Genomic DNA, 18,426 nt, shown 5'->3' on the forward strand with positions numbered 1-18,426 from the left:
GGCCTATTCGCCGCGGTGGATCAGAAAGGATCGAGCCGGTGATGCGGATCAATCGATCCAGAAATCGATCCAGAACCGATCCACGAGATCGATCGCGCGGTACGAAAGATCGATCGAAGGATTTAGTTGGGATCGATCGCGCGGCGCGCCGTCCATGCATGCGCAAGGACGTGCGGCACCCTGCCGCCGGAGTGTCACGCTCCCGCGGCCGGCCGAACACGGAATTCAAGATGCTGGGGTCAGTCGAGCTCGCGGCGGCGATCGAGAGCCGGCGCCGAGGATGCGATCCACGGCGCTTCCCGCACCCGCCGCATCGCCTGCGCGCGGCGCGGCAGGCCGAGCTTCTGCAGCACGTGATGGACGTGATGCTTGACGGTCGCAAGGCTGAGACTGAGATCGCGTGCGATCTCCTTGTTCGACATGCCCTGTCCGATCAGCTTGAGAACCTCGCTTTCGCGGGGCGTCAGTCCCTGGTCCGTGTCGATCGTATCCGTCTGGCGGTCCATGCAAAACAGCGCGCGCAGCAGGCCGCCGGAAATCTCGGCGCTGCAGGCAAGCCGCCCTGATGCCACGTCCGACAGCGCGCGACAGAGCTCGTCGAAGCTGGCATTCCGGGAAATGTAACCGCTGAACCCGGCGCGACCGCAGCGAACCACGTCGCGTCGGTCTTCGTTGAGACCGAGCGCGACCAGGGCGATGTCGGAATACTCGCTCGCAATCACGCGCACCTCGTCGAGATCGATGCCCTGTGTGACATCGATCAGAATGACATTCACGCCACCGGCCCCGAGGGTCGCGCGCAGGCCGGCAAGATCGGAAACCGCCGCCTCGACGGCAAATTCCGCGTGGTTTCGGAAACTCGAGGTAAGCCCCTCGCTGAACAGCCTGATCGGCGTGACGACCGCGATCCTCATCATTATCCTCGAACTCAACGAAATGGCGGATGGAAAAGCCGTCTGTCTGGTGGTCGACGGCACCGGCATCCAGAAAGTCATGAAGGTAAGTATGCGGTATGCTGCCAGAGGTTGTGTTGTTATCTGGCCGAAATTACGGCCCTGATCCACGCGGGATCAAGAGATGCAGTTCACATTCGTGCGTCGTGCTGACAGCGACGCACGATACGACGTGTCGGACGTTGCGGCAAGGCGACGATACGATACGTGTGGACGCCAAGGTGCTGCAGCAAATCTGGCGGCGAGTTCAACGCCGTAGTCATCGTCGACTAGATATTTAGATAATTGACGCGTGAAGGCCCGGATGCTCTGTACAAGAATGCGTGTTCTCCGAAGCCGAGGGTGAGCGACGCAATGCCGCGCCTCGGTGCTCAATTCCGAAACAGATCGACGGGGTTCCATGACGAGCTTGATTCGAGCGACAGCCTTTCTGACCCTGTTGATGGCAACGCCGGCCTTCGCGATCGTCGGTGGCGGCGCGCCGTCGACCGACGGTGTCGCGCGCGCGGTGGTCACCATCGTTGGTTCGCGCGGCAATTTCTGCACCGGTGCGCTGATCGCGCCGAAGGTCGTGCTGACCGCGGCGCATTGCGTCCAGCCCGGTGCCGACTACAAGATCGTCGAGTACGGTGCGGACCGGCAGCCCAAGCTGCAGGACGTCAAGACGGTTGCGATTCATCCCGGCTTCCGGATGCAGGCGATGACCGATCATGTCGCGACCGCTGACGTGGCGCTGCTGCAGCTTACGGCACCGGTCGCAGGCAAGGCGCCGGCCGCGCTCGGCATGCCCAACATTCCGATCCAGGTCGGCGGCCGCTTCACCGTCGCGGGCGTCGGCGTCACCGTGCGCGGCGACGGCAAGAGCGGCGGCAGCATTCGCGTCGCCGGACTGATCGCGAGCGGCAAGCCCGGCACGCTGCAGATCCGTCTCGTCGATCCGGTCGGACAAGGCGTGCGCGACGGGCTCGGGGCCTGCACCGGCGATTCCGGCGCGCCCGTGTTCGAGGACAAGCCGGGCGGGCCCGTCATCGTCGGCGTGGTGAGCTGGTCCACCGGTCCGAACGGCACCGCCGGCTGCGGCGGCATCACCGGCGTGACACCGCTGACGCTCTATCGCGACTGGCTGATGCAGACCGCGCTGCAATGGGGCGCGAGCTTCTAGCGCGTTTTCAATTCCGTCATCCTGAGTAGCGCGTTGCGCGTCTCGAAGGATGAACGGCCCCACTGCGGCCGATTCACCCTTCGCGGCTCGCTCCGCTCGCACCCTAGGATGACGAAACAAAGAGTGTGCAGCGAAGCCTAATGCCCCACCGCCTTGTTCGCGGCGGCGTTGTTCAGCACGATCAGTCCGTCGACGGCGACGCCGAGCTTGCTATTGATCAGGAACGGGTTGACGTCGATCGAGGCGATGCGGCCGTTGGCGTCGGCCATCAAATTGGAGAGCCCGACCAGCGCCTTCACCGCCGACGGCTCGTGCAGCGCGGGCTTGCCGCGATAGCCCTTCATCTTGACGCCGGCCTTGGTCTTGCCGATCAGCTGCTTTGCCTCGGCGGCATCGAGCGGTGCGCCGGCCAGCGCGACGTCCTTCATCAGCTCGATATCGACACCGCCGGTGCCGAACAGCACCACCGGGCCCATCTCGGCATCGAGCGAGGCGCCGACCACGAGCTCGAGGTCGGCCTTGACCTGCTGCGCGATCAGGATGCCTTCGAGTTTCGGCTTGCCCTTCAGCTTCTTCACCCGCGCGGTGATGTCGTTGAACGCCTTCTTCACCTCGGCCGCATTGGCGAGGTTCAGCACGACGCCGCCGATGTCGGACTTGTGCAGGATGTCGGGGCTGACCACCTTGGCGACCACCGGGAAGCCGATCTGCTTGGCGATCTTTGCGGCATCGGCCGCGGTCTGCGCGACCGCTTCCTTCGAGATCGGGATGCCGTAGGCCTTGAGCAGCTGCTTGGAGGCGACCTCGTCGAGCGCGGCAGCGCCGTTGGCGGCCTTCAGCGCCTTCTCCAACATCGCGCGCGCCGACGCCTTCGAGCTCGACACGATGTCGGGCACCTCCTTGCGCAGGCCGGCATATTCGATCAGCGACTTGATCGCGCCGACCGCGCGGTCGAGGCCCTGCAGGACGGCGATATTGGGCAGCGATTTGCGCAGTCCCTTGGTGAAGTCGGTGAAGCCGATCGACATCGCGCTGATATAGATCACCGGCTTGTTGGCGTGGCCCGCCATCTCGTCGACGATGCGCAGATTGCGCTCGCGCAGTTCGTGCGGCGCCTTGGGCAGCTCGGCATCGATGATGACGATGTCGGTGTCGGGATCGTCGATCATGATCTTGATCGACTTCATGTAGACGGACGGGTCGACCACCGCGGCGAAGCCGGCGTCGAGCGGGTTACCGACGATGCTGCCGGGCCCGAGCATCTTCGCCAGCTGCTCGGACGCGTTCGGGCTCAGCGGCGCGAAGTTCAGCCCGGCGGAATAGAATGCGTCGATCAAAAGTCCGCGCTTGCCTCCGGAGAGCGACACGGCCGCAAGCCGATTGCCCTTCGGCGGATCGGCATGGACGAAGCACTCGGTGGTTTCGATCAGTTCATCCAGTCCGCGCACCCGGATCACGCCCTCGCGGGTCGAGATCGCGTCGAATGTCTCGATCGAGCCGGCCAGCGCGCCGGTATGCGCCATCGCGGCGGCGCGGCCGCCTTCGGAGGCGCCGAGCTTCAGCGCGATCACCGGCTTGCCCGCGGCGCGTGCGGCCTTGCAGGCGTCGCGGAACACCTTTGTGTTCCTGACGCCTTCGAGATAGACCACGATGACGCGGATGCTCGGATCGGCCGCGAAATAGCTCATCAGATCCGGGGTCTCGAGACCGGATTCATTGCCGGTCGTGACCATGTAGCCGACGCCGACGCCGCGATCCTCCAGCGCCTGGCGGATCGCCATCACGATGGCGCCGGACTGGCCGGCGATCGCGACCGCGCCCTGCTCCATGGTGACGATGCGGTCGTCGATATTGGTGAACAAATTCTCGCCGGCGCTGAGATTGCCGAGGCAATTCGGACCGGTGACTGCAAGCCCGGTCTCCTTGATCGCCTGCTTCAGCTCGGCCGCAAGGCGCTGGCTCTCCTCGTCCTGCAATTCGCTGAAACCCGAGGTGACGATGGTTGCCGAACGCGCGCCGGCGGCGGCCGCGTCGCGGATTACCTGCACGGCAAAGCGGGCCGGCACCAGCACCAGCACGTGGTCGGGCTTTTCGGGAAGGCTGGCGAAATCCTTGTAGCAGGTGACGCCCCAGATCATCTCGCGCTTGGCGTTGATCGGATAGAGGCCGCCGGCATATTTGTACTTGACCAGGTTGTTCCAGATCCGCTCGGCGTAGTTGCCGGGCTTGTCGGTGGCGCCGACCAGCACGATGTTGCGCGGGTGCAGCATCGCATGGATGCTCTTGACGATGTCGCTGGCGTCAGCAGGCGGCGCCCATTTGTGGGACGGATGAGACGCGGTGCGTGCGATAGCTTCCATGGAGCCTGCCCTTATCCTTGTTCTGCTTGTTTCCTCTGGCCCACGGTGCGTCACCGCAGGAGATGATTTTTCATTGTTTTTATGGCGAGGGAAAGGGGGTAGCAACTCACGCTGGCGCAAGTCAGGGCGTCGCGCGCGATATCCCGGCAGGCGAAATTGATGTGGATCAGGAACCCTGTTCGATCAGGGGCGCGTGCAACAGATAACGCTCGGGCCCCGATGTCAGTGCGTCGAACGGCCAGCAGGTCGACAGCACCAGTTCATGTTGATCCGTGATAGGATCGATACCGGATTGATCGAAGCGAACGACCGCGCTGCGGTCGGCCCGGTAGCGAAACGTCTTGCCGTCGCTTCGCGTGATGTCGATCTCGTCGCCGATTGTGACATCTTTCAGAAAGCGGAAATGGGTGTCGCGATGCGCGGAGTAGACCGCGACGCCGCGCTCGCCGGCGTCGACGCTCTGCTCGACATGACCGGGGCCGAACGCCAGCGCCTGGCCGCTGCTGCCCGCCAGCGCGATCGTGGACACGTGCAGCCGCTTCACCTCGATCCTGGCCACGGGCCAGGTATCGGCCCAGTGCCATGGCTTCACGGGCAGGCCGGTTTCGATGCTCTTTGCAAAGGCGCGCTCCAGCAGCACCTGCGCGACCAGCGCCTTGGCGTGGATATAGCTGCCCTGGCCGAACAGGATCAGGCCGATGAGGGCGAAGGTGAGCGGCAGGATGAAGCGGCGCATCTTCATTTTCCTCGTCATTGCTTGCGCCGCTCGCGATGACGGCTGAGGAAGAAGTGACGCGCGCGGCCCCTGGGGGACGGGTGGGAAGGCCGCGCGCGCTCTTGGAAAGGAGGAGGTCGGGGGGCACCTGCTCCTTTCATCGGACGTCATTGGGGTGACGTCTGACGCCGGTTGAACACCAGAAGCAGAAGGCTGACCGTGAGCAGGATCACACCCGCGATCATCTTCAATTCCGCATCGGTCGCGGTCTTCGGCAGCTGGATGGTGCCGGGACCTTGCGTTGCGACCGGTGAGCGCTTCAGCGCAGCGAGCTGCAGCTTGCCGTCGCCTGCGTCGGCGCGGCGTTCGGTCGGCGCGGCCGGCAGGCTTGGACGCTCGCCGAACACCTTTGCAAAGTCCCAGCCGGCGGGCAGGTTGAGCGGCAGCTCGGAAAGCTTCAGCGGCTCGCCTTCGGGGCGGCTCGGCGTCTTGTCGACCGCGACGAGGCTGGTCAGCCGCGTGACGATCTGATGCGCCAGCGCCAGCGCAAGGATGGTCTTGTCGGCGTCTTCAGGGCTTTGCTGCCGCGTGGTGCGTGCGACTTCGGCATCCGCGATCTTGCGGCGCGCCCACAGTTTCGAGAGGCCCTTGCCTTCGGCGGCGTTCGCGACCGGCAGCGTCACGCTCCACGGGCGGTCGCCGATGCGGCCCTTGATCTCGATCGAGCCGGCGAGCTTGTCGAGCTTCGCGGCCAGCACCAGCGGCTCGTCGCGATAGATGTCGGGCAGCGCTGACGGCGTCAGGTCGGCCGCGGCATCGGAGAACTTTGCGGAGAGCGTGGTCACCGCGGCATTCTCCAGCTTGGCGAACAGGTCGCGCATACGCTCGTCGACTTGCTCGACCGAGCCGATATGGGTGAAGGTGCCGCGGCCGAGTTCGGCGGCGCGCGTCATCAGATAGGTGTTCGGCGCGGAGCCGATGCCGACCATGAAGATCCGCGAGCGGCCGCGCAGCGCACTGATGGTCTCGAACAATTGCTGCTCGTTGCCGATCGCGCCGTCGGTCAGGAACACGACCTGGCGAACGTGGTCGGCGTCGTCATGGTTGGTGTCGGACAGCGCTGCGCGCATTGCCGGCACCATTTCGGTGCCACCGCGGGCCTGTATCGCGCTGACGAACGATGTCGCATTGCCGATATTGGCGCTGTTGGCCGCGACCGGCGAAGGGAACAGGGTGTCCATGGTGTCGTCGAAGCGGATCACGTTGAAGCGATCGGTCGGCTGCAGGCGGCCGAGCGCGTAAGTGAGGCTTGCCTTGGCCTGGATGATCGAGGTGCCGCCCATCGAGCCGGAATTGTCGATCACGAAGATCACTTCGCGCCGCAACGGCTTTTGTTGCGCCTGCTCCACCGATGGCGGGGTGACGAAGGCCAGCAGATAATCGGAACTGCCGATATGTTCGCGGAACAGCCCGACCGACGGCGCCTTTTCTGCAGCCGGCTTCCAGCTCAGCTCGAAATCGCGATCGGCCGGCACCGGGCCTTCGGCGAGCTTGACGACGCGCGTGGTGCTGTCGGGGCTGTCGATCCTGACCTGATGGAAATGGCTCTTCACCTCGCCGAGCGGGAAGCCGGCGTTGAGGTGAACCGTGATGTTGGTCGGGTTGATGGACGCATTCGCGGCGGGATCAAGCACCGGCGAGGTGATACGGTCGCGGTCCGGCACCGGATCGGTCGTGGTGGCGCCCCAGCCGTTGCCATCGGCACGGAGGTCGACGCTCTGCACCACCGGGCGCGGATTGTAGCGCGGGCCGACCACCATCGGCACCCGCAGCGAGAATTCGTTGCCGTTCTGCCGCACCGGCTCCTGATACTCGATCTGTACCAGCACGGTTTCACCCGGACCGATATTGGCGACCGAGTTGGTGAAGATGTTCGGCCGCTCCTGCTCGGTGAGCGCAGCCTTCTGGCCGTTCTGCTTGGCCTGCTCGTAGATCGCGCGGGCCTGCTGCCGCTCCCTGATGTCGCCGACCACGACGCGATCGCCGACCACCATCTTCAGCGTATCGACCGCGCCGCCGGACGGTAGCGGATAGACATAGGTCGCCTCCACCCAGTCCTTGGTCGGATTGCGGAAGATCTGCGTGACGCGGGCGCGGATGGTCGGGCCCGACACCGTGAGATCGACATCGACGCCGAGCCTCAATGCTTCCCTATAGCCGTCGTCGGTCTTGAACAGCAGCGAGCCGGAGCGTGCATCGCTCGGCCGCAACACCGCCTGCTGCGGCAGTTCGGCCGACCACACCGGATCGAAACTCACGAACAGCGCCGCAAAGCCGATCACCAGCGCGGCGACGCTTTCCACCAGGAAGAACAGCGCAATGCGCATCCGGCGCGACAGGCGGATCTGCGGACTGCTCTCACATGCATCGTAAATCGTCATTGTCGTCACTCCCGAGCGAGACTTTCGCTGCCTCGCGATCATGGAGAACGGCGGTTTTGGCGCGAGCAGAATGATCGGCAATGATCGGCCGCCGTCCGGCGCGGCCCGCCGCCGTCCAAGGCGGTTTTGTGCGGTTTTGTGATGGATTGTCCGGTCTGCTAGACTGCGCAGGTTCACGAGGAATCAGCGCAGGAACCCGATGTCGACGCCGGACAAGCAGCTTTCCGCCGAGCAGAGCCAGCAGGTCGCGGAGACCATCCGCGAGGAAATCGCGCGCCGCCGAATCTCACGGCAGACCCTGGCCGAGCAGGCCAAGCTCAGCGTGTCGACGCTGGAAAAGGTGCTCGGCGGCCGCCGCCCGTTCACGCTCGCGACCACGGTGCGGCTTGAACAGGCGCTCGGTGTGTCCCTGCGCAAGCTGCCGGAGGCGATCACGGTAGCCGCCCCCGCCAATGGCGGGATCGCACCCGACAGCCTCGGCTCCTATTCGCGCCGCGCGGTGGCGCGGATCGAGGGGGCTTACATCACGGTGCGGCCGTCGTTCGGCGAGCAAGGCGCAGTTTATGCCTATCGGACGGAGATCGCGTGGGACGAGGCGTCGTCATCGCTCGGCTTCCGCGAGGGCGAGCGGCAGGATGCCGACTACACCCAGTATGGCGAGGTCGCGGTGCCCAATGAATCGGGTTTCGTCTATCTCGTGACCAACAGGCACGGCCAGCATCGCGTGATCACGGTCTCGCGCCCGCGCAATTCCGGTGAGATGTACGGCATCATCACGACGCTGCTTGCCGGCCGCGGCTCGCTGCTGACGCCGGTCGCCGCGCCGATCGCATTCCTGCCGATCAAGAACGTGCCGAAGCCGAGCCTCGGCCGGGTGTCGGCTGACGATGCCAGCTACGCCCTCTATCGCGAGCATCTGCGCCGCACGATCGACGAGCCGTTTGCGATCTTCCTGCCGGGCTAACGTCAACAGAATTAGCCCCGTCATCGAAGGATGCACGGCCCGGCTGGTGGCCGTCGACCCTTCGAGACGCCGTTTCGCGGCTCCTCAGGGTGACGGTGAGAGAGTCGCAAAACAACGAAGCCGCCCGGATGGGCGGCCTCGCGATATTGCCAGCTCGTCGGCATGTAGCGCTAGCCGCCGGTCTCGGCGCTGATGATGTCGCCGAACAGCTCCCACTGTCCGTTCTTGAACTGCATCATCTTGAGCTGCTCGACCGGGGCGAAGTCGGTCGCGCTGGTATTGATCCGGATGCCGGGGATCAGCGTGTCCGGCGCAAAATCCTTCAGGCTGGCGGCCTGCTTCATCACGTTCTCACGCGTCAGGTTGTCGCCGGCCTGCTTCAGCACCTGCACCATGGTCTGCGCCGCGGCGTAGCCATAGACCAGGTTGGCGTCGGACAGATTGGCGCCCGGCAGGTACTTCTCGGCGAAAGCCATGAACTTCTTCATGCCCTCGTCATTCTTCCATTGCGGATCGGAGGCGTCTTTGAGGTACCCGGCCGACAGCACGCCCTCGGAGGCGTCAAGGCCGGCGGGCTTCATCACGGCGCCGATCGAGATCGAGACGTCGGTCATCACATGCATCGGCTTCCAGCCGAGCTCGGCGATCTTCTTGATCGCCTGTGCCGCGAATTTCGGCGTCGAGATGTTGACGAACACGTCGGCGCCGGTGTCCTTCAGCTTGACGATGTGGGAATCGATCGACGGCTCCGTTGTCTCGTAGCTTTCCTCGGCGACGATCTTGACGGACGACTTGTCGAGCACCTCCTTGAGGCCGACCAGGTAGTCCTTGCCGAAATCGTCATTGGCATAGAAGATCACGACCTTGGCATCCGGCTTGGCCTTGAGAATGTACTTGCCGAAGATCCGCGCCTCGACGCGGTAGCTCGGCTGGAAACCCATGGTCCACGGGAAATCCTTCGGATCGTTCCACTTGCTGGCGCCGGTGGCCAGGAACAGCTGCGGCACCTTCTTGGCGTTGTGATACTTCTGCACCGCGGTCTGGGTCGGCGTGCCCAGGGCGTTGAACACCAGGAAGACCTCGTCGCTCTCGATCAGCTTGCGGATCTGCTCCACGGTCTTCGGCGGCGAGTAGCCGTCGTCATAGGAGATCCAGTTGATCTTGCGGCCGTTGATGCCGCCCTGATCGTTGATCATCTTGAAATAGGCTTCCTCGGTCTTGCCGATGACGCCGTAGGCAGAGGCAGGACCACTATAGGCCTCGACATTGCCGATCTTGATCTCGGTGTCGGAGGCGCCGGTGTCATACTTCTTTTGCGCAAAGGCGGCCTGGGTGGAGAGCAGGCAGAGCGCCGCGGCGGCGGCCAGCAGCGACAGTTTTGTGGCTTTCATAAAGGCAATTTCCTCGATCTATTTGGTGGGGACTCAACGCAACGAACCCATGGCCGGTCCCGGCAGACGGTCACGGGCAACTCTCGACATGGCCACGGAGACGTAACTCGCGTCCCCCGATCATGCGGCAGTATCAGTTGGCTTCGGCTGGCCGAATTGCTGCCGGAGCGTCGGCTTATGAATTTTGCCTGTCGCATTCCGCGGCAGAGCATCGATGAATTCGATCAGGCGCGGGCATTTGAACCGCGCCAGATTGGCCTGGCAATGCGCGTGGATCTCGGCGGGCGTCAGCGTATGGCCCGGCTTCACGGCGATCACAGCCATCCCGACCTCGCCCCATTGCTCGTTCGGGATGCCGATCACGGCGGCTTCGGCCACGGCCGCCAGTTGATGCAGCACGCTTTCGACCTCGGCCGGATAGACGTTCTCGCCGCCGGAGATGTACATGTCCTTCCAGCGGTCGACGATGTAGTAGAAGCCCTCCTCGTCGATCCGCGTGGCGTCGCCGGTATGCAGCCAGCCGTCGGTGAACGAGGAAGCGTTGGCGTCCGGCCGGTTCCAGTAGCCCGGCGTGATGTTCGGGCCCTTGACCCAGAGCTCGCCGAGTTCGCCGATCGCGGCATCGCTGCCGTCGGGGCGCACGATGCGGACCTCGGTGTGCAGCACCGGCTTGCCGGACGAACCCGCCTTGCGTGCGGCATCCTCGCGGTCGAGCACCATCACCGCCGGTGAGGTCTCGGTCATGCCGTAGCCCTGTTGCAGCGCGACGCCGCGCGCCTCCCAGGTCTTGAGCAACGGCACCGGCATCGGCGCGCCGCCGACGCCGCCGATCATCAGGCGGCTGAAATCTGCCGTGGCGAACGAAGGATGCTGCGCCATGAACTGGTAGATCGCGGGCACGCCGAAGAACACGTTGATACCCTGTGAGGGATCGCCGATCAGCTTCAGCGCCTCGCCGGGATCGAAGGCGCGCATGATCAGCACGGTGCCGCCGGCATGCAGCACCGGGTTGGTGTAGCAATTCAGTCCGCCGGTGTGGAATAGCGGCAGCACGGTCAGCAGCACCGAGGCCGGTGAGATATAGGCGGGGCCGCCGAGGTTGACGCAATTCCAGAACGTCATCCCATGCGTGATGATCGCGCCCTTGGGCTGGCCGGTGGTGCCCGAGGTGTACATGATGGTCGAGATGTCATCGAGCGTGACCTCCTCGAACCGCTCGAGCGGCTTGGCCGCCGCGATGCCGGCCTCATAGGCGCCGCCCGGGCCGAGCCGGACGGTCGCGGCGACATCGCAGAGCTTGGCGACCGCAAGCGCGGTCTCGGCGAGGTCGTCGTCATGGATCATCACCTTGGGGGAGGCGTCGCCGGTGATGTAGCGCAACTCGGGAATCGTGAGGCGGGTGTTGAGCGGCAGGAAGACCGCGCCGATCCGGAAGCAGGCGAATTGCACCTCCAGCGTATCCGTGGTGTTCAGCGCCAGCACCGCGACGCGGTCGCCGCGCGCGACCTTCAGGCCGTCGCGCAAATGGGCGGCAAGCCGTGACACGCGGTCGTGGAGCTCCGCATAGCCAAAGCGGCGTCCGCTTGCGAGATCGACAAGCGCCGTCTTGTCCGGCGTGCGCCGGCGATGATGCGCGATCCAGTCGTAGTAGCGAACCGGCACGTGTCCCTCCTCCGGAACGGCAGTCTTGCGCCGCCTGTTCCTGGCTCGATTGATGCCACAGATTGGCAGTGGAGGGGGGCTATCGGGATACTGTCTTGCGTTTAGTGGCTGGGGGCGGCCAGATGGAAACCCGCTCCCCCGGACAGCCACTCGACGCAAGTGAACAGGGAAAAATCCGGACATCGTCTGAGCCCGGGAATCAACGGAGCACGCGGATGGCAAACCCGTTCTACACCGGCGAGCATGAGGCCTTTCGCGAGGTGATGCGGCGCTTTGTGGCCAGGGAAATCGAGCCTTTTGCCCATCAATGGGATGAGGAGGGCGAGTTTCCGCGGGAGCTGTACGCCAAGGCATCCGAGATCGGGCTGCTCGGGCTCGGTTTTCCCGAGGAATATGGCGGGACCGCCGCCGACCAGTTCATGAAGATCGTGGCCTCGCAGGAGTTGGCACGCGCCGGCGCCGGCGGCGTCTCCGCGAGCCTGATGAGCCACACCATCGGCTCGCCTCCGATCGCCCGCGCCGCCCGCCCCGAGGTAAAGGCGCGGGTGCTGCCGGAGGTGCTCGCCGGCAGGAAGATCTCGGCGCTTGCGATCACCGAGCCGGGCGGCGGCTCCGATGTCGCGAGCCTGCGCACCAGGGCGCGGCGCGACGGCGACCATTATGTTGTTTCCGGCGAGAAGACCTTCATCACCTCGGGCATGCGCGCCGACTATCTGACGGTCGCGGTCCGTACCGGCGGCGAGGGCCCCGGCGGCGTCAGCCTGCTCTTGATCGAGGGCAATACGCCGGGCCTCTCCCGTACGAAACTGAAGAAGATGGGCTGGTGGGCATCGGACACCGCGACGCTTCATTTCGACGAGTGCCGCGTGCCGGTCGAGAACCTGATCGGCGAGGAGGGCCAGGGCTTCAAGCAGATCATGTACAACTTCAACAGCGAGCGCATGGGCATGGCGGCAAGCTGCACGGCGTATGCGCGGGTCTGCCTCGACGAAGCGATCGCCTATGCCAAGGAGCGCAAGACCTTCGGCAAGCCGATCGCGCAACATCAAGTCATCCGGCACAAGATCGTCGACATGGCGCAGAAGGTCGCGGTTTCGCAGGCGATGCTGGAAATGCTGGCGTGGCGGCTCGGCCAGGGCGAAAGCCCGGTCGCCGAGATCTGCATGATGAAGAACCAGGCCACGCAGACCATGGCGCACTGCGCTTCCGAGGCGGTGCAGATCTTCGGCGGCGCCGGCTTCATGCGCGGCATCAAGGTCGAGCGTATCTACCGCGAGGTCAAGGTCAACGCCATCGGCGGCGGCACCGAGGAGATCATGAAGGATCTCGCGTCGAGGCAGATGGGGCTGTGAATGCCTCTCACTCAACCACCGTCATTCCGGGGCGCGCGTAGCGCGAGTCCGGAATCCATCAGGCCACAGATTCGATGTGAAATGGATTCCGGGCTCGTCCGCTTCGCGGCCGCCCCGGAATGACGAAAGGATGGACAACGACCATGCTCTTCACCGCCGACCACGACGAACCGCGCCGCGCGTTGCAAAGATTCATCGCGGCCGAGATCAATCCCCATGTCGACGAGTGGGAGAAGGCCGATATCTTCCCGGCGCATGAGCTGTTCAAGAAGCTCGGCGATCTCGGCTTCCTCGGCCTCAACAAGCCGGTCGAGTTCGGCGGCCAGGGGCTGGATTATTCCTATGCGCTGATGATGGCCGAGGAGCTCGGTGCCATCACCTGCGGCGGCGTGCCGATGGCGATCGGGGTGCAGACCGACATGGCGACACCGGCGCTGGCGCGGTTCGGCTCAGACGAGGTGCGGCGCGAATTCCTGGTGCCGGCGATCGCCGGCGACCAGGTCGCCTGCATCGGCGTGTCCGAGCCCGGCGCCGGCTCCGACGTTGCCTCGATCAAGACCAGCGCCCGCTCCGACGGCGACGACTATGTCATCAATGGCGGCAAGATGTGGATCACCAACGGCACCCAGGCCGACTGGATCTGCCTGCTCGCCAACACCAGCGACGGCCAGGTCCACCGCAACAAGTCGCTGATCTGCGTGCCGATGAAGACCAAGGGCGTGCAGGTCGCGCGCAAGCTCGACAAGCTCGGCATGCGCTCGTCCGATACCGCGCAGATCTTCTTCGACAATGTCCGGGTGCCGAAGCGCAACCGGATCGGCGAGGAGGGCCAGGGCTTCACCTACCAGATGATCCAGTTCCAGGAGGAGCGGCTGTGGGGCGCGGCCGCCTGCCTGAAGGCGCATGAATTCATCATCAACGCGACCATCGACTACACGCGCAATCGCAAGGCGTTCGGCGGCTCGATCCTCGACAACCAGGTGGTGCACTTCAAGCTCGCCGAGATGCAGACCGAGGTCGAGCTCTTGCGTTCGCTGATCTACCGCGCGGCCGAGGCGCTGGTGGCGGGCGAGGATGTCACGCGGCTCGCGACCATGGCCAAGCTGAAGGCCGGCCGGCTCGGCCGCGAACTCACCGACGCCTGCCTGCAATATTGGGGCGGCATGGGTTTCACCAACGAGACCCCGGTCAGCCGGGCCTATCGCGACAGCCGCTTGACTTCGATCGGTGGCGGCGCTGATGAGGTGATGCTCATGGTATTGTGCAAGATGATGGGCACGCTGCCTGGCCTGAAGAAGGGAAACGCCTGATGATCACGCTCTATCACTGCGACGCCGCGCGCTCGTTCCGCCCGCTGTGGATGCTGGAGGAGCTCGGGCTGCCCTATGAGCTGAAGATGCTGCCGTTCCCGCCGCGGGTGTTCGCCAAGGAATATCTCGGCATCAATCCGCTCGGCACCATCCCGTTCATGGTCGATGGCGAGACCAGGATGACGGAGTCCTCCGGCATCTGTCATTATCTCGGCACCAAACATGGCCCGACGCCGCTGATCGTGGGCATCGACGAGCCGGCCTATGGCGCGTTCCTGAACTGGATGTATTTTTCCGATGCAACGCTGACCTTTCCGCAGACATTGGTGCTCCGCTACAGCCAGCTCGAGCCGGAAGAGCGGCGCAACCCGCAGGTTTCGGGTGACTATGCAAAATGGTTCCTGGGCCGCCTGCGTGCAGTGGAAGCCGCCGCCGCCAAGTCTGAATTCCTCTGCGCGGAACGCTTCACGGCCGCCGACATCGCCAATGGTTATGCGCTCCGGCTTGCCAGCAATATCGGCCTTGCCAAGGATTTCGGGCCGAATGTCGCGGCCTATTGGGCGCGGCTGCAGCAGCGCGACGGTTACAAGCGCGCGGTGGCATCGGAGCAGAAAGCCGGGCAGGAACAGAATGTTGCGCCGCGGGCGCGGCCTTGACCGCGCCAGCGTCGATGTGTCCGGGAATTGATCCAGCGCGTCGGTGACAGGCCGCCAATTTGCGCTATGGTGGTTCGGCCGCAGCGGCCCCAAGAGCCGCGCGAGGAGGAACCGCCATGGACGCGATCGTGGACGCGAAGTGCCAGAAATCCGGCCAGCAGCAGTCCGGCCACCGGATGCTGATTACGCCGGAACGGGTGTTCTATGCCGGGCTGCTCGGCCGCCCGCGTGAACGCTGTCCCGGCGCATTCCATGTCTATGTCGCGATCCGCGATGGCTTGCATCTGTCGACCAGCGAGGGCCGTGAATCCCACGGCGAACTCGCGGTGACGATGCCGAACCTCCGCCACACCATCACCAGCGAATATCGTTCGGCGATCTGCGTCGCGATCGAGCCGGAAAGCGTGCCTGACGGTACGCTCGAAGCCGTCGCCCGCCGCCTGCAGGGACCCGATTCTCATTTGTTTGCGAACCGGATTCGCAACGCCTATGCCACGCTCGGCGAGATGCAGCATCGCGACGCGATCGCCAATGCCGAGTTCGACACCATGTGCTTCGGTGACGCGCTGCCGCAGCGCGTGCTCGATCCGCGCGTCGTGCGCGCGATCGGCCGCATCGGGCAGTTCTCCGGCGAGCCGGTGACTGCGGCAGGCTGCGCCGCCGAGGCCGGGCTTTCGCCGTCGCGCTTCCTGCATCTGTTCAAGGAGGAGACCGGGATCTCGTTCCGTTCCTTCCGCGCCTGGAAGCGGGCGCGGCATCTGCTGCATTTCGCCAACCAGGACATCAACCTCGCGCATCTCGCGCAGGATATCGGCTATCCGGACAGTACCCATTTCAGCCACTCGATCCGCCGCTTCTATGGCTTAAAGCCGCGCGCGATCTTCTCCGGCTCGCGTGATCTTGCGATCTACCGGACGGGGCAGGAGCGCGCGCTGACGTAGCTCCGCTGTCGTCCCGGCGAAGGCCGGGACCCATAACCACCATAGCCTGTCGGTTCGACAGGTGTCTGCCATCCCGATCCATCGATAGATCACGCGGTATGGGTCCCGGCTTTCGCCGGGACGACACCTGGGATTTTCTACCCTTACAAATTCGCGCCCTGGATCACCTCGCCGAACCGCAGCCAGCCGGGCCCTTCGATCCGTTGCAGCTGCAGCTGCTGCAGCGGGTGATGATTGGTCGGGCTGGTGTTGACCTTGATGCCGGGCAACAGCGTCGGCACTTCGACATCTCTAAGATTGTTCGCCTGCGCCATGATGTTGTCGCGGCTGAAGTTGCCCTTGCACTGCTCGAGCACGATCTTGAGCACCTGCGCCACCGTGTAGGCGTAGAGACTGTAGCCCTCCTTCGGGTTGCCGTCGGGAAAGTACTTCGCCATGAAGGCGAGGAAATCCTTCACGCCGGGATCATTGGCCCAGGCCGGATCGGCGACGTCCTTCACATAAGCCGACGAGATCGTGCCCTGCGACTTGTCGAGGCCGACGGGCGCAATGGTCGAGGAGATCGATGCCGCGCCGCTGGCGATGAAATGCATCGGCTTCCAGCCGAGCTCATAGATCTTGCGGATCGACTGCGCGCAGAACTTTGCCGTGGTGCCCGAGATCAGCACGTCGGGATTGGCGCCGCGCAGCGCGACGATCTGGGAATCGATGGTCGGATCGGTGACCTCGTGCGAGGCCACGACGGCCGACGTCGCGAACCGCTCGCCGAGCACGTCCCTTGCGCCGGCAACGAAATCCTTGCCGAGATCGTCGTTCTGGTAGAGGACCGCGAATTTCGCGTCCTTGTGCTGGCTCAGCGCATATTTGACGAACACCTGTGCCTCGGTCCGCGCGCTTGGCGCAAAGCCCATGGTCCAGGGATAGGTCTTGTAGTCGCCCCATTTGTCGCCGTTTACCGACAGGAACAGATGCGGCACCCTGGCGGCGTTGATGTATTTGACGACCGACGAATTCGGCGCGGTGCCGAGCATGTTGAACAGGAAGGCGACATTGTCGCTCTCGATCAGGCGGCGCACCTGCTCGACCGTCTTCGCCGGATTGAACGCGTCATCGTAATAGATGTACTTGATCTGCCGGCCGGCGATGCCGCCCTGTTCGTTCAGCATCTTGAAATAAGCTTCCTGGCAGCGCGCCTGCACGCCGAGCGCCGACACCGGGCCGCTGAGTGAAGTGGTGCTGCCGATCCTGATCTCGGTCGCGGTGACGCCGGGCATGTCTTCGGCGAACGAAGGTTTGAGACCTCCGACTGCGGCAAGTCCCGCACCTGCCGCGCCGGTCAGCCAGGTGCGCCGGTTGATCGAGACCATGTCGTTCTCCCCGTGATGCCGGCTTGTTGCGCCGCTTTGCTTTGCAGCAAGGCTACGCGTCACGTGGGCGTGGCGTCTTGTGTTAACCGGCTGATGGCGGATTGTGTCGTGAGCGCATCGACACAGCCAGTCAACGCAAGATGGCCGGTCGGCAAATTTCTCATCATGGGAAAATCAGCAGCGCACGTGCACTGCAAAGCGGACAAGAGACCCATGAGCGACAAGGCCGTCATCACCTGCGCGCTGAACGGCGTGCTTACCGACCCGAAGCAGCACAATGTCCCGGTGACGCCGGAGCAGATGGCGCGCGAGGCCAAGGCCGCGTTCAACGCCGGTGCCAGCATCATGCACATTCATCTGCGTCAGCAGGAGCCGAACAAGGGCCATCTGCCGTCCTGGGACGTCGGCGTCAGCAAGGAAATCCAGCAGGCGATCCGCGAGGCCTGCCCCGGCGTGATCATCAACCACACCACCGGCACCTCGGGTCCGAATTATCAGGGTGCGCTCGACTGCGTGCGCGAGACCAAGCCGGAGATCGCCGCCTGCAACGCCGGCTCGCTGAATTATCTGAAGGTCAAGGCCGACAACACCTGGGCCTGGCCGCCGATGATGTTCGATAACGCGGTCGAGAAGGTGCAGGATTATCTCGACGTGATGAAGACGGCCGGCACCATCCCGGAATTCGAATGCTTCGACGTCGGTATCGTGCGCTGCGTCGGCATGTACCGGCAGACCGGGATGTATTCCGGCCCGCTCGAATACAATTTCGTCATGGGGGTCGCCTCGGGTATGCCGGCCGATCCGGAGCTGTTGCCGATCCTCCTGAAGCTGAAGGCGCCGGAGGCGCATTGGCAGGTCACCGCGATCGGCCGCGCCGAGATCTGGCCGCTGCACCAGCGCGCCGCCGATCTCGGCGGCCATCTGCGCAGCGGGCTGGAAGATACGTTCTATCTCGGCGACGGCACCAAGGTGACGTCGAACGGACAGCTCGTCGAAGGGCTCGCCGCCTGCGCCCGCCGCGCCGGCCGCGAGATCGCGAGCCCGGCGGAGGCGCGGCAGATTTTCGGGGTCAGGCACTGACGTCATTCCGGGGCGCGCGGAGCGTGAAACTCAGATGCGCAATTGCGCATCGGGGAATCCATCAGGCCGCAC

At 64.5% G+C, this 18,426-nt stretch carries 14 protein-coding genes; 7 read left to right on the forward strand and 7 right to left on the reverse strand.

Annotated features, from left to right (window positions below; all coding sequences use genetic code 11):
• Positions 1-239 precede the first annotated feature (239 nt).
• Entirely contained in the window at positions 240-914 is a 675-nt protein-coding gene (locus ACTUWL_RS18205; protein ID WP_021078103.1) for a LuxR C-terminal-related transcriptional regulator, read from the reverse strand.
• Positions 915-1,353: 439 nt separating this feature from the next.
• Between ACTUWL_RS18205 and ACTUWL_RS18210 the strand changes: the two genes are divergently transcribed.
• The gene (locus ACTUWL_RS18210) at positions 1,354-2,115 is read left to right on the forward strand and encodes a S1 family peptidase (RefSeq protein WP_021078104.1); all 762 of its coding nucleotides are present in this window, start codon (positions 1,354-1,356) and stop codon (positions 2,113-2,115) included.
• 137 nt (positions 2,116-2,252) lie between these two features.
• On the opposite strand, the gene ACTUWL_RS18215 is transcribed toward ACTUWL_RS18210, so the two are convergent.
• The 3 genes from ACTUWL_RS18215 to ACTUWL_RS18225 form a co-directional block, all read right to left on the reverse strand.
• Positions 2,253-4,475 (reverse strand): acetate--CoA ligase family protein, encoded by a 2,223-nt coding sequence (locus ACTUWL_RS18215; RefSeq protein ID WP_021078105.1) that lies wholly within the window; start codon positions 4,473-4,475, stop codon positions 2,253-2,255.
• Positions 4,476-4,641: 166 nt separating this feature from the next.
• Entirely contained in the window at positions 4,642-5,211 is a 570-nt protein-coding gene (locus ACTUWL_RS18220; protein WP_021078106.1) for a class GN sortase, read from the reverse strand.
• A 146-nt stretch (positions 5,212-5,357) separates the two neighbouring features.
• On the reverse strand, positions 5,358-7,577 hold the full coding sequence (locus tag ACTUWL_RS18225) for a marine proteobacterial sortase target protein (RefSeq protein ID WP_373010765.1): 2,220 nt from the start codon (positions 7,575-7,577) through the stop codon (positions 5,358-5,360).
• A gap of 253 nt (positions 7,578-7,830) precedes the next feature.
• Between ACTUWL_RS18225 and ACTUWL_RS18230 the strand changes: the two genes are divergently transcribed.
• Complete coding sequence (locus tag ACTUWL_RS18230; protein WP_021078108.1) at positions 7,831-8,595, forward strand: helix-turn-helix domain-containing protein; 765 nt, start codon at positions 7,831-7,833, stop codon at positions 8,593-8,595.
• A 170-nt stretch (positions 8,596-8,765) separates the two neighbouring features.
• On the opposite strand, the gene ACTUWL_RS18235 is transcribed toward ACTUWL_RS18230, so the two are convergent.
• Both ACTUWL_RS18235 and ACTUWL_RS18240 read right to left on the reverse strand, forming a co-directional pair.
• The gene (locus ACTUWL_RS18235; RefSeq protein ID WP_021078109.1) at positions 8,766-9,986 is read right to left on the reverse strand and encodes an ABC transporter substrate-binding protein; all 1,221 of its coding nucleotides are present in this window, start codon (positions 9,984-9,986) and stop codon (positions 8,766-8,768) included.
• 120 nt (positions 9,987-10,106) lie between these two features.
• Positions 10,107-11,648, reverse strand: coding sequence for an acyl-CoA synthetase (locus ACTUWL_RS18240; protein ID WP_021078110.1), 1,542 nt, complete (start codon positions 11,646-11,648; stop codon positions 10,107-10,109).
• Positions 11,649-11,863: 215 nt separating this feature from the next.
• Here ACTUWL_RS18240 and ACTUWL_RS18245 point away from each other — a divergent pair, with 215 nt between their 5' ends.
• The 4 genes from ACTUWL_RS18245 to ACTUWL_RS18260 all read left to right on the forward strand — a co-directional run bounded on the left by ACTUWL_RS18245 (position 11,864) and on the right by ACTUWL_RS18260 (position 15,907).
• Positions 11,864-13,000, forward strand: coding sequence for an acyl-CoA dehydrogenase family protein (locus tag ACTUWL_RS18245; RefSeq protein ID WP_021078111.1), 1,137 nt, complete (start codon positions 11,864-11,866; stop codon positions 12,998-13,000).
• A 143-nt stretch (positions 13,001-13,143) separates the two neighbouring features.
• Positions 13,144-14,310, forward strand: coding sequence for an acyl-CoA dehydrogenase family protein (locus ACTUWL_RS18250; protein WP_021078112.1), 1,167 nt, complete (start codon positions 13,144-13,146; stop codon positions 14,308-14,310).
• On the forward strand, positions 14,310-14,966 hold the full coding sequence (locus tag ACTUWL_RS18255) for a glutathione S-transferase family protein (RefSeq protein ID WP_021078113.1): 657 nt from the start codon (positions 14,310-14,312) through the stop codon (positions 14,964-14,966). The genes ACTUWL_RS18250 and ACTUWL_RS18255 overlap by 1 nt, the downstream gene beginning before the upstream one ends.
• A gap of 116 nt (positions 14,967-15,082) precedes the next feature.
• Positions 15,083-15,907, forward strand: coding sequence for a helix-turn-helix domain-containing protein (locus ACTUWL_RS18260; protein ID WP_021078114.1), 825 nt, complete (start codon positions 15,083-15,085; stop codon positions 15,905-15,907).
• A 143-nt stretch (positions 15,908-16,050) separates the two neighbouring features.
• Here the strand turns inward: ACTUWL_RS18260 and ACTUWL_RS18265 are convergent, their stop codons facing one another.
• The gene (locus tag ACTUWL_RS18265) at positions 16,051-17,274 is read right to left on the reverse strand and encodes an ABC transporter substrate-binding protein (protein WP_021078115.1); all 1,224 of its coding nucleotides are present in this window, start codon (positions 17,272-17,274) and stop codon (positions 16,051-16,053) included.
• Positions 17,275-17,487: 213 nt separating this feature from the next.
• Between ACTUWL_RS18265 and ACTUWL_RS18270 the strand changes: the two genes are divergently transcribed.
• The gene (locus ACTUWL_RS18270; RefSeq protein WP_021078116.1) at positions 17,488-18,354 is read left to right on the forward strand and encodes a BKACE family enzyme; all 867 of its coding nucleotides are present in this window, start codon (positions 17,488-17,490) and stop codon (positions 18,352-18,354) included.
• The last annotated feature ends 72 nt before the right edge of the window (positions 18,355-18,426 follow it).

Source organism: Bradyrhizobium sp. WCU1, from assembly GCF_053474805.1.